10 protein-coding genes are annotated in these 11972 nt (G+C 67.2%); 8 read left to right on the forward strand and 2 right to left on the reverse strand.

What is annotated here, in order from left to right; translation table 11 throughout:
* Nucleotides 1-6: 6 nt before the first annotated feature.
* The 3 genes from SJY26_RS10955 to parC all read left to right on the forward strand — a co-directional run bounded on the left by SJY26_RS10955 (nucleotide 7) and on the right by parC (nucleotide 3745).
* Nucleotides 7-501, forward strand: a complete 495-nt coding sequence (locus SJY26_RS10955; protein ID WP_396593070.1) for a nuclear transport factor 2 family protein — start codon at nucleotides 7-9, stop codon at nucleotides 499-501.
* Nucleotides 501-1232, forward strand: coding sequence for a DNA repair protein RecO (gene recO, locus SJY26_RS10960; protein WP_396593071.1), 732 nt, complete (start codon nucleotides 501-503; stop codon nucleotides 1230-1232). The genes SJY26_RS10955 and recO overlap by 1 nt, the downstream gene beginning before the upstream one ends.
* A 311-nt stretch (nucleotides 1233-1543) precedes the next feature.
* Nucleotides 1544-3745 carry a DNA topoisomerase IV subunit A gene (gene parC, locus SJY26_RS10965; protein ID WP_396593072.1) on the forward strand — a complete coding sequence of 734 codons (2202 nt, stop codon included), beginning with the start codon at nucleotides 1544-1546 and terminating at the stop codon, nucleotides 3743-3745.
* Between the two features lie 155 nt (nucleotides 3746-3900).
* On the opposite strand, the gene SJY26_RS10970 is transcribed toward parC, so the two are convergent.
* On the reverse strand, nucleotides 3901-5235 hold the full coding sequence (locus SJY26_RS10970; RefSeq protein ID WP_396593073.1) for a S41 family peptidase: 1335 nt from the start codon (nucleotides 5233-5235) through the stop codon (nucleotides 3901-3903).
* Nucleotides 5236-5354: 119 nt separating this feature from the next.
* Here SJY26_RS10970 and SJY26_RS10975 point away from each other — a divergent pair, with 119 nt between their 5' ends.
* The 4 genes from SJY26_RS10975 (at nucleotide 5355) to SJY26_RS10990 (ending at nucleotide 9862) form a co-directional block, all read left to right on the forward strand.
* Nucleotides 5355-5807: an Lrp/AsnC family transcriptional regulator gene (locus tag SJY26_RS10975; RefSeq protein WP_396593074.1), complete on the forward strand. Its 453-nt coding sequence runs from the start codon at nucleotides 5355-5357 to the stop codon at nucleotides 5805-5807.
* A 68-nt stretch (nucleotides 5808-5875) separates the two neighbouring features.
* The gene (locus tag SJY26_RS10980) at nucleotides 5876-6223 is read left to right on the forward strand and encodes an arsenate reductase (protein WP_396593075.1); all 348 of its coding nucleotides are present in this window, start codon (nucleotides 5876-5878) and stop codon (nucleotides 6221-6223) included.
* Between the two features lie 95 nt (nucleotides 6224-6318).
* Nucleotides 6319-9123, forward strand: coding sequence for a valine--tRNA ligase (locus tag SJY26_RS10985; RefSeq protein WP_396593076.1), 2805 nt, complete (start codon nucleotides 6319-6321; stop codon nucleotides 9121-9123).
* Nucleotides 9110-9862, forward strand: a complete 753-nt coding sequence (locus SJY26_RS10990) for a TlyA family RNA methyltransferase (protein WP_396593077.1) — start codon at nucleotides 9110-9112, stop codon at nucleotides 9860-9862. Before SJY26_RS10985 ends, SJY26_RS10990 begins: the two co-directional genes overlap by 14 nt.
* A gap of 102 nt (nucleotides 9863-9964) precedes the next feature.
* Here the strand turns inward: SJY26_RS10990 and SJY26_RS10995 are convergent, their stop codons facing one another.
* Nucleotides 9965-10582, reverse strand: a complete 618-nt coding sequence (locus tag SJY26_RS10995; RefSeq protein WP_396593078.1) for a glycine zipper 2TM domain-containing protein — start codon at nucleotides 10580-10582, stop codon at nucleotides 9965-9967.
* Nucleotides 10583-10729: 147 nt separating this feature from the next.
* Between SJY26_RS10995 and SJY26_RS11000 the strand changes: the two genes are divergently transcribed.
* A complete protein-coding gene (locus SJY26_RS11000; RefSeq protein WP_396595745.1) occupies nucleotides 10730-11971 on the forward strand; it encodes a class I SAM-dependent RNA methyltransferase in 1242 nt (413 codons plus the stop codon).
* Nucleotide 11972: the final 1 nt, after the last annotated feature.

Genomic DNA, 11972 nt, shown 5'->3' on the forward strand with positions numbered 1-11972 from the left:
CCTGCCATGTCCATGATCCTTGCCGGCCTGATGGCCCTGACCGTCCAGACTGGCCCCGAGGCCGATGTCGCAGCGGTCCTCGATCAGCTCAACGCCGCATCGACCTCTGCCGACGCCGAGGCCTATTTCTCGCTCTACACCCCGGACGCCCGTTTCGTCGGCACGGACGCCGGCGAGCACTGGACGGTCGGCGGGCTGCGCGCCTACGCCACGCCCTATTTCAACCAGGGCCGGGGCTGGTCCTATCCGGCCAGCGAACGCACCATCACCATTGCCCCGATCGACTGCCGCTGCATCGCCTGGTTCGAGGAGAAGCTGACCAATACGGCCTATGGCCAGACGCGCGGTTCGGGGGTCATGCGCCTGACCGAGAGTGGCTGGAAGATCGAGCAATACGTCCTCAGCCTCGCGGTGCCAAACGCCGTGGCCGCGCCCGTGGCGCAGATCATCCGGGCGCTCGAGGCGGCGCAGACCCCGCCGGAGCCGGTCCCGGCCCCCTGATGGAGTTTCACGAAGAGGCCTTCGTGCTGTCGGCGCGGTCGCACGGCGATACCGGCGTGGTCGTGGATCTGCTGACCGAGACCCATGGGCGGCACGCTGCCTATGTCGCTGGCGGGGCCTCGCGGCGGATGAAGCCCTTCCTCCAGGCCGGGGCGCGCGTCATTGCCGATTATCGCGCCCGGACATCAGATCATCTGGGGTCCGCCCGGCTGGAACCGGTGGGGGAGGGCCCCAGCGCCCTTTTCGATGACGGTCTGGCCCTGACGGGTCTGGCCGCCGCCGCAGCCGTGGCCCAGGGGGCCCTGCCCGAGCGCGAGCCGCATCCCGCGGCGTTTCTGGCCATGGAGGCCCTGATGGGGGCTTTCGTCCTGCCCGAGGTCTGGCCCGCGATCTTTGTGCGGTTCGAAGCCGGGTTGCTGGAGGATCTGGGTTTCGGCCTCGACCTGTCGCGTTGTGCCGTCACCGGCTCCATGGATGACCTGATCTGGGTCAGCCCCCGGACGGGTCGCGCCGTCAGCGCGGATGCGGGTGCACCCTATGCCGACAAGCTTTTGCGATTGCCGCCGTTCATGCTGGGAGCCCAGGCGGGGTTGGCCGAGGGCGACATCGGATTAGGTCTGGATCTGACTGGCCACTTTCTGGAGCAGTTCGTCTTCCACCCCCAGAACCGGCCGATTCCGCCGGCACGGGTCTGGTTAGTCGACAAGCTCCGCGAGCAGGGACGCCTATAGAGGCAACGGCTGCCACTGGCGTGCCCGCCCGGTGAAGCCACCGTGAGGCGTGGCGAGTCTGTCATGAAGGACCCGGATCGCTCCGAGAAGAACGCGATAGTCCAGGATCTGATGGTCGAAGTCGTATGCGAGGTTGGCGGAAATCATCGACAGGGCGCGTCCAGTAACGCTTGTTCAAATACCAAACGGTGTTCGCAACCAAAAGTTCCGTTTATGATCTACATTCGCCCTTTGCGAGACCCTGGCCGCAGGCCTCGACACGGCGCGCATTGGGCTAAACTCGCGGGCCAAACCAGCCGATTCGCATCCCCATGACCGTTCACACTCCCCCGCCAGAAGGCGGCCGTATCGTTGACGAACCGCTGGGCGAAGCCCTGTCGCGGCGCTACCTGGCCTACGCCCTGTCGACCATCACCAACCGGGCCCTGCCGGACGTCCGCGACGGCTTCAAGCCGGTGCACCGGCGCATCCTGTACGCCATGCACCAGATGCGCCTGAACCCCCAGGCGGCGGCGCGCAAATGCGCCAAGGTCGTGGGGGAGGTCATGGGCGGCTATCACCCGCACGGCGACGCCTCCATCTATGACGCCCTCGTTCGCCTCGCGCAGGACTTCGCCCAGCGTTATCCGCTGGTCGACGGTCAGGGGAATTTCGGCAATATCGACGGCGATAACCCCGCGGCCATGCGCTACACCGAGTGCAAGCTGACGCCGGCGGCCATGCTGCTGATGGAAGGAATCGATCAGGATTCCGTCGACTTCCGCCCCACCTATGACGATCAGGACGAGGAGCCGATCGTACTGCCGGCGGGGTTCCCGAACCTTCTGGCCAATGGCTCGTCCGGCATCGCCGTCGGCATGGCGACCTCCATCCCGCCGCACAATGTCGGTGAGCTGATCGACGCCTGTCTGGCCCTGCTGGATCGGCCGGAGACCACGACCGCCGAACTGGCCGAGATCGTGCCGGGGCCGGACTTCCCGACCGGCGGGGTGGCCGTCGAGGGGCATGCGTCCATCCTCGATGCCTATGAGACCGGCCGGGGCGGGGTCCGGCTGAGGGCGCGCTGGGAGCGGGAGCCTCTCGAGCGCGGCGGCTACCAGATCGTCATCACCGAGGTCCCCTACCAGATCCAGAAGGGCAAGCTGATCGAGGCCCTGGCCGAGCTGATCGAACAGAAGAAGGCGCCCCTGCTGGGCGATGTGCGCGACGAGTCGGCCGAGGACATCCGCATCGTTCTGGAGCCCAAGACCCGCAACATCGATGCCGACAGTCTGATGGAGAGCCTGTTCCGTCTGTCGGATCTGGAGGTCCGCTTCCCGGTCAACATGAACGTGCTGGACGCCACGGGCACGCCGCGGGTCATGGGGCTGAAGGCCTGTCTGCAGGCCTTCCTCGATCACCGGCGCGAGGTGCTGAACCGGCGCTCGGCCTGGCGGATCGAGCGGGTCGAGAAGCGGCTGCATCTGCTGGAAGGGCTCCGGATCGTCTTCCTCAACCTCGACGAGGTGATCCGCATCGTCCGCGAGGAGGAACAGCCCAAGGCCGTCCTGATCGCCCGCTTCGGCCTGTCGGAGACCCAGGCCGACTTCATCCTCGACACCCGCCTGCGTCAGCTGGCGCGGATCGAGGAAATGACGATCGAGAATGAATTCAAGGCCCTGTCGGAGGAACTGGCGGCGCTGCAGGCGCTGACGTCGTCGCCGGCCAAACAGTGGAAGAAGATCGCCACCGAACTGGCCGCGACCCGCAAGGCCCTGATCTCGCCGCGCCGCACCACCATCGCCGAGGCCGTCGATGCCTCGGCCTTCGTCCCGGCCGAGGCCTTCATCCCGCGCGAGGCCATCACCGTCATCCTGTCCGAGCGCGGCTGGATCCGCGCGGTCAAGGGCAAGGTCGAGGATCCGTCGGAGCTGAAGTTCAAGGAGGGGGATGCGCTGGGCTTCCTCGTGCCCGCCTTCACCACCGACAAGCTGCTGGTCGCGGCCTCGGACGGCCGGGTCTTCACCGTCGGGGCCGACAAACTGGCGTCGGGCCGTGGCCACGGCGAGCCCTTGCGCCTGATGGTCGAGCTGGAGGAGAGCGCGGGCATCGTCGCCGTGCTGGCCCACCAGCCCGGAGCGAAACTGCTGATCGCCTCGAAGGCCGGCTATGGCTTCATCGCCCCCGAGGACGAGCTGTTGGCCCAGAAGCGCGGCGGCAAACAGGTGCTGAATGGCGAGCTTCTGGCCGCCCTGCGCGTGACCGGCGACCACGTCGTGACCATCGGCGAGAACCTGAAGACCCTGATCTTCAAGGCCGACGAACTGCCCGAGATGGGCCGCGGCAAGGGCGTCAAGCTTCAGGCGTTCAAGCAGGGCGGTCTGGTCGACGTCGCCCTGTTCGACGGGGCCCACGGTCCGGAATGGGTTGATGGGGGCGGGCGTCGTCGCAACTGGCCCGACTGGAAGGACTGGCTGGGCAAACGGGCCGGGGCCGGCCGCATGGGGCCGCGCGGCCTGAGGAAGTTCCGGTAATCGTGACCCGGGGTCCCTGACGTTTTCCCGACCGGCTATCGGACCTTTGTGCGGCACTCTCCCGGGGGCCTCGGCCAGCCACGACTGGGTCTTGGTCGGGAGAGGTGCCGCTGGCCATAGACTTCATTGGTCGCGATTTGACGACCCGCCGAAGTTCAGTGGGCGGGCCCAGTGCGTTCAACTCGGAGCTGGGGCGGACCATCGACATAGACGACCGTCATCGCCTGCACGACACCGTCAATGGTCTCGAAGACCATCTGCATCGCCGGGGTCGCCTCGACCGCAAAGCGGCTGCCGCCGAGAGCGATCAACGGGAACGCCTCGCCGTCGTTTCGCCGCGAGAACAGCCGCACCCCATCCGAGGTCAGCGTGCGTTCGCCGTAGATCCCGGTATAGGAATTCAGGGGCAGCGCCGCCTCGCGCCGTTGCGCGCGAGCCTCCATGGTCTCCGCCACGGCCAACAGCACGGGGCGCTCTTCAGCGGGCGCGCTGGTGACGAGCCGGCGCAGAGCGGCGGCGTGAGACATATCGAGGGCAGCCGGGCCCTCGGTCTCGACGGTCGGGGCGTGGCCTTTCCCCTCCCAGTCTGTGCCCGTGGATGCCAGCACGGGGCGGCCGACCGAGACGCTCAGGATGAACTGGTCACCGACGGCAACGATATCATTGCGATAGGCTGCTCCGGCGGTGTTCGTACCGACGATTTCACCCAGACGATACCCGGCGACATGTCCGGTGAATTCCTCTGCCGCTGACCCGGTGTCGCCGCTGGTCAGAATATAGAGCGGCATGCCAATCATGCGCTGATCATCGGGCACTTCCAGCGTCGACAGACTGTCTGCCTCGGGTGAGCCGTTCATGTAGAACGTGACCAGCGGCGTGCCGGCGGGCAGAAAGCGGCTGATGATATGCTGGACCGCTTTTGGATCGCCCCCGCCGTTTCGACGAAGATCGATGATCACCGCATCGCCGCCTGACAGGAAGCGCATGGCGTTGTTCAGCGCAGCCGCGGTCTCATCCCCGATCCAGTGAAAGCCATCGTAGGTCATCACCCTGACATTGCCGGGCAGAAGGCGAAGATCGGTGATGCCGTGGTTGGCGCGGCGGATCAGCCGTTCGAAGACAGCGTTGTCGCCCGGCTCCTCAACCGATCCGGCAGCGAGCATGGCAACCTCACCGGGCGCGAAGCGGAAGGTCAGATGACGGTCCTGTCCGACCCGCTCAAGATCGGTATTCACCCGTTCAGCGAGCAAGGCCGGGTCCGCGACGGCATACCGACCTGACGTCAGCCCGTCGGCCAGAACTGCATCCAGCGCAGCACGGCGCTCGGGCAGAACATAGCGCTGTGCGATCATACGACGGACTTCGGAGACCGTCGCGACGCTGTCGGCGGTGCGCCCGACCAGGGGTGGGCCTGACACCTGGCTTTGAACGTGCGTCGGCGCAGCGCCCGCAGCGAGCGCAAGAGATGTCAGCAGGACAACGATACGCATGGAAACTCCCCGGTTTGAGCCCCGTTTATCGCTTGGATCCCGCGGCCTTTTCCGGCATTCATGGGTCCCGGCTTGCCAAATTCTGGCAAAGATCCTGGAAAGCAGCGGGAAATGCGCGGATGGATCACCTGGACCAGGCGCTTCTGGTCTGTCTCCAACAGAACAATCTGCAGACGGCAGACAGACTGGCCGAGCAGGTCGGCCGCTCCCCCTCGGCGGTCGCCCGCCGCGTCCGACGCCTTCGGTCCGGCGGCGCGATCGTGGCCGAGACGGCGATCCTGAGCGACGCTGCGGCAGGACATCCCCTGTCCGCAGTGATTCATGTCCAGCTGGAGCGGGTCGCTCCGCACGAAGGCAATTTGCTGCGGCAGCAGCTCGTGGCTCACCCGCAGGTCCAGATGTGTCTCGACGTGGCCGGAGCGTTCGAAATCGTCCTGCTTGTCGTCGCTGCAAACATGGATGTCTTCAATGACTTCACCCTGGCCATGCTTGAGCAGCCGATCGTGCGTCGGTTCGAAACCAGCTTCGTAAAGAAGCGTCACAAGGCAAGTCTGGCCGTTCCTCTGGTGTAGCCAGCGCAGCGACCGCACGGCGTAAGCCGCTACATGTCCAACCTTGAAAGCGGACACTCGAGAGCACCATGACCTACACCCTGTACGGCATCCCCAACTGCGACACGGTCAGGAAGGCGCGGATCTGGCTGGACCAGCACGGCCACGCCTACGCTTTTCATGACTACAAGAAGGCGGGGATCGACCAAGCATCGCTGGAGCGGTGGGTGGCCGGGCACGGCTGGGAGACGGTGCTGAACCGGGCCGGGACGACGTTTCGGGCCCTGCCCGAGGCGGACAAGGCCGGGCTGGACGCCGACCGGGCCATCGCCCTGATGCTGACCCAGCCGTCGATGATCAAACGGCCCGTTCTGGACCTCGGCGACCGGACCCTGGTGGGGTTCAAGCCCGAGCTCTATGCGGCCGCGCTCGGCTGAAAGACCCCGACGGCTGGCGCAGAGGCCCGCCGCGACGTATGACCCGCAGGGGCGGCTCCGACGGAGCCGCCCTTTTGCGCTTTTGAGATCGACCGATGCTGGACAAGACCTTCGACCCGACCGCCGCCGAACCGCGCCTGTACGCCCAGTGGGAGGCGTCGGGAGCCTTCGCGCCCCGCACCGACGGGGCGGCCGAGGCCTATTCGATCGTCCTGCCACCGCCGAATGTGACGGGATCGCTTCATATCGGCCACGCGCTGAACCATACGATGCAGGACATTCTGGCGCGGTTCCACCGCATGCGGGGCAAGGCGGTCTTGTTCCTGCCGGGCACCGACCATGCCGGTATCGCTACGCAGATGGTGGTGGAGCGCCAACTGGCGGCGGCGGGGAACGTCGGCCGCCGCGAGATGGGCCGGGAGGCTTTCGTGCAGAAGGTCTGGGACTGGAAGGCTGAATCCTCAGGCGCGATCCAGGACCAGATGCGGCGGTTGGGCGAATCCTGTGACTGGAGCCGCGAGCGGTTTACCCTGGACGACGGCCTGAGCGCGGCGGTCCGGAAGGTCTTTGTCCAGTTGCACAGGGAAGGGTTGATCTATCGCGACAAGCGGCTGGTGAACTGGGACCCGCAGTTCCAGACGGCGATCTCGGACCTCGAGGTCGAGCAGCGCGAGGTCGAGGGCGCCTACTGGCATTTCGCCTATCCGCTGGCGGACGGCGTCACCTACGAACACCCGATCGCTTTCGACGACGAGGGCACGGCGACCGAGTGGGAGACGCGCGACTTCATCGTCGTGGCCACCACCCGGCCCGAGACCATGCTGGGTGACACCGGCGTGGCGGTGCATCCGGACGACGCCCGCTATGCCGGACTGGTCGGCAAGTTCGTGACCCTGCCGATCGTGGGGCGCCGCATCCCGATCGTGGCCGACGACTACGCCGATCCGACCAAAGGCTCGGGGGCGGTCAAGATCACCCCGGCGCATGATTTCAATGATTTCCAAGTTGGCAAACGCGCCGGGTTGCCATCGATCAATGTGTTCGACGCTTTCGCGCGGGTCGTCTCGTCACCACTCGACGACTTCGAGTTCGGGCATCGCGCTGTGGTTGGTGGTGTTCAGCACGCAGACGATGATGCTGGATTGCTTGGCAAGTCTGTCAGCGAAACCATACCGTCAGAGCTACGCGGCCTCGACCGCTTCGCCGCCCGCAAGGCCATCGTGGCCCGGGCGGAAGAAGAGGGCTGGCTGCGCGAGATCGAGAAGACCCGCCACGTCGTCCCGCACGGCGACCGTTCCGGCGTGGTCATCGAGCCGTGGCTGACGGACCAGTGGTACGTCGACGCTCACACCCTGGCCCAGCCGGCCATAAAGGCCGTCGAGACCGGCGCGACCGTGTTCGAGCCGAAGAGCTACGAGAAGATCTATTTCGAATGGCTCCGCAACATCGAGCCCTGGTGCATCAGCCGGCAGCTGTGGTGGGGGCATCGCATCCCGGCCTGGTATGACGCCGACGGCCAGATCTATGTCGCCGAGACCGAGGCGGAAGCGCTCGCCCAGGCCGGCGGCAAGGCCCTGACCCAGGACGAGGACGTCCTCGACACCTGGTTCTCCTCGGCCCTGTGGCCCTTCTCGACCATGGGCTGGCCGGAGAAGACCGACGATCTGGCGCGGTTCTATCCGACCAGCGATCTCGTCACCGCCGCCGACATCATCTTCTTCTGGGTCGCCCGGATGATGATGATGGGGCTGCACTTCATGGACGAGGTGCCGTTCAAGCGGGTGATCATCAATGGCCTCGTCCGCGACGAGAAGGGCCAGAAGATGAGCAAGTCCAAGGGGAACGTGATCGATCCCCTCGTCATCATCGACGAGCTGGGGGCTGACCCCCTGCGCTTCACCATGGCCATCCTGTCTGGCACGCGCGACATCAAGCTCTCCCGCCAGCGCATCGAGGGTTATCGCAACTTCGGCACCAAGCTGTGGAATGCCGCCCGCTTCAGCCAGATGAACGAGTGCGCCCGGGTCGAGGGCTTCGACCCGTCAACGGTTGATCAGACCATCAACCGCTGGGTCCGTGGCGAACTGACCAAGGCCGAGCGGCAGGTGTCCGAGGCCATCGAGGGCGGCCGCTTCGACGACGCCGCCTCGGCCCTGTACCGCTTCGTCTGGAACGTCTTCTGCGACTGGTATCTGGAACTGGCCAAGCCCGTCTTCCAGGGATCGGACGAGGCCGCCAAGGCCGAGACCCGGGCCATGACCGCCTGGACCCTGGACCAGACCCTGAAGCTCCTCCACCCCGTGATGCCCTTCATCACCGAGGAGCTGTGGGCCGAGCTGGGCAGGGAGGGCGCGGCAAGGACCGAACCCATACTGATCGGCGCCGAGTGGCCGGCGCTGCCCGACGCCTTCATCGATGCGGGGGCCGACGAGGAGATCAACTGGCTGATCAACCTTGTGAGCGACATCCGCTCCAGCCGGGCCGAACTGAATGTCCCGCCCGGGGCGAGATTGCCGTTCGCGGTGATCAATCCCGTGGCCGAAACCTGGTCTCGCTTCGATCGTCACCGCGATCTGATCCAGACGCTGGCCAAGCTCAGCGACATCACGCGGGCAGACGCGGCACCCGAGGGCGCGATCATTCTGGTCGCGGGACAGGCTTCGGTGGCCCTGTCGCTCGCCGGGATCATCGACCTCGCCGCCGAACGGGCACGTTTGACGAAGGAGGTCGCCGCCTTCGACAGCGACATCGGCCACGTCATGAAGAAGCTCGGCAATCCGAACTTCGTCGAACGGGCTGCCCCCGCCGTGATCGAGGAACAGCGCGCCAAACTGGCCGAGGCCGAGGCCGGCAAGGCGCGGCTGGAGGCGGCTCTGGCGCGGCTCAGTGGCCTTGGGTGACTTCGGGCCCCGCACCCGGCTGGACCATCTGCTGGTCTCCCAGGGGCTGGTCGAAAGCCGCTCTCGCGCCCAGGCCGCCATCAAGGCGGGCGGCGTCACGGTCGACGGCCAGCCGGCCCGGGCGGCCTCCCAGGGCGTCAGCGCCGACGCCGTCCTGACGCTGGTCGAGGCCCATGGCTGGGTCGGGCGGGGCGGGGTCAAGCTGGACCATGCCCTGACGGTCTGGCCCGTTGCGGTGGATGGCCGTGTGGTGCTGGACGTGGGAGCCTCGACGGGCGGCTTTACCGAGGTCTGTCTGGCCCGGGGTGCGGCCCGGGTGTTCGCGGTCGACGTCGGCTCTGGCCAGATGAGTGCGAAAATCTCGGCCGATCCGCGTGTGGTCAGTCTGGAGCAGACCGATGTCCGCACACTGGACGCGGACCTGATCCCGGACGCCCCGGACCTGATCGTCTGCGATGTCAGCTTCATCGGCCTCGCCAAGGCCCTGCCGGCGGCTCTGGCCCTTGCCGGGCCGGGGGCGGACCTTGTGGTGCTGGTCAAGCCGCAGTTCGAAGGCGATGGACCATCGGACGCCGGCAAGAAGGGGGTGGTGAAGGATCCCGACGCTCGCGACGGAGCGGTCCAACGCGTTTCGGACTGGCTGTCCGGCTTGGGCTGGACGGTTCAGGGCACGGCCGAAAGCCCGATCACCGGCGGTGACGGCAATGTGGAATTCCTGCTGTGGGCCCGCCGGGCCTGAACAAGGAAAAACCGCCGGTGGATGGCTCCACCGGCGGTTCCCGTCGCGGCATCGATCGACAGGGGGGCTGAAAACAAACGACGCCGCGAACCCTGTGTGACCTCAGCGCGGCAGCCAGCCGCGGCGCGGGTCGTAATAGTAGAAGCCGTCAGCGCTGACCGTGTAGCCGTTGCGAGCGTCGTGGCGGCGGTCATCGTAGCGCTGCGACTGGCCGTACCCGCGCTCGTCATAGCGGTTGGCCGAATGGGCCCGGTCGTCGTAGCGGTCCCGATCGCTGTAGTACTGGGCCGGCGGGGAATAGGCCGAGTTGCCATACGACTGGTACTGGCCTTGCGCGTAGCCGTCCGACCGGCACTGATCGTTCGAGGCGCGGCCGACCTGGGCCCCGATCACGGCCCCCAGAACGCCGCCGATGATGGAGGCTCCGGTGCGATTGCCCCGGCCCGCAATCTGCGACCCCGCGACCGCGCCGATCCCGCCGCCGATCAGCGCACCGGCACCTGTCCGGCCCTGGCCCAGCGTCTGGCAGCGATCCTGATAGCCGGAGTTGTAGCCATAGCCGTGGGACTGACCGTAGCCCTGGTGCGTGCTCTGGCCGTAACCCTGATTGTAGCTCTGGCCGTAGCCATACGACTGGGCCGAGGCTGTGGCGGGGACGAGGGTCGCGGCGGCTGCGAGGGCAGCGACGGCGGCTGCGGAACGGGCGAAGAAGGCGGTCATGACGTGAACCCCTGTGACGGGCACCGGGAAGATCCGGCGTCCTGTTGCACCGAGAGATAGGCCCTTGAACCTGAACGCGCTTTGAGCGGGTCGTTCATCTTCGTTCAGGTTTCCGATCTGGCCCGGACCCGGATAGAAGCCCCCATGATCATGACGCTGGAGATCGCCCGGGTGGCGGGGCAGGGGGACGGCGTCGCCGACACGCCGCAGGGGCCGGTGTTCGCACCCCTGACCCTGCCGGGTGAAGCCGTGCGGGGCGAAGTCACCGACGGGCGGATGGAGGCCGTCGAGGTCCTGCGGGCCAGCCCGGACCGGATCGCGCCCGTGTCGCCCCACTATGGCGACTGCGGCGGCTGTTCGCTGCAGCACTGGGCGGCCGGGCCGTATCTGGACTGGAAGCGGGCACAGGTGATCTCGGCCCTGGCGCGAGAGCGGATCGAGACGGAGGTCGAGGCGACGGTGGCGGTCCCGGCCGGAACCCGCCGCCGGCTGGCCCTGCATGCGCGACGGCTGGAAGACGGCCGTGTGGTCCTCGGCTTCAAGGCCCGCAAGAGCTGGCGGGTGGTCGAGGTGACGGTCTGTCCTGTGGCCGACCCCCGGCTCGTCGCGGCGTTTCCGGCGCTGGCCCGGGTCGCCGCGGCCTTTCTGGAGCATCCCAAATCGGCGCCAACCCTGCATGTGACCTGGACGCTGGACGGGCTGGATGTGGATGTCACGGGTGTGGAGCGCCGCTCGGGCGGGCTGTCGGCCGACCGGCGGATGCAGGCCATCCGGATCGCGCGGGAGGCCGGTCTGGCCCGGTTGAGTTTGGCGGGCGAGCCCCTGATGATGGAGCGCCAGCCGCGCGTCCAGTTCGGTCCGGCGCTCGTCCCCCTGCCGGCCGGCGGCTTCCTGCAGGCGGTGCCCGAGGCGGAGGCGGCGATGACGTCTCGGGCCGTGGCGGCCGTGAAGGGCGCGAAGAAGGTGGCCGATCTGTTCTGCGGAGCGGGGACCTTCAGCTTTCCACTGGCGACCGTGGCTTCGGTGGTGGCGGCGGACGCCTCGGTCGCCGGGATCGCGGCACTGAAAGCGGGCATCGTCTCCACCCGTGGCCTCAAGCCCATCGCGGCCGAGGCGCGGGATCTGTTCCGCCGGCCCCTCACGCCGCATGACCTGAAGGGCTGCGAGGCCATCGTGTTCGATCCCCCTCGGGCGGGCGCGATCGAGCAGACGGCCCAGATCGCGGGGACGAAGGCCGCCGTGGTCGTGGGCGTCTCCTGCAACCCGCAGACCTTTGCCCGCGATGCCCGCGTCCTGATCGATACCGGCTTCCGGCTGGAGACGGTGACGCCGGTGGATCAGTTTCTCTGGTCGGCCCACGTGGAACTGGTCGGAATATTCAGGAGATAGG

This window comes from Brevundimonas sp. R86498 (assembly GCF_044598075.1).
In the GTDB taxonomy this organism is placed as follows: domain Bacteria; phylum Pseudomonadota; class Alphaproteobacteria; order Caulobacterales; family Caulobacteraceae; genus Brevundimonas.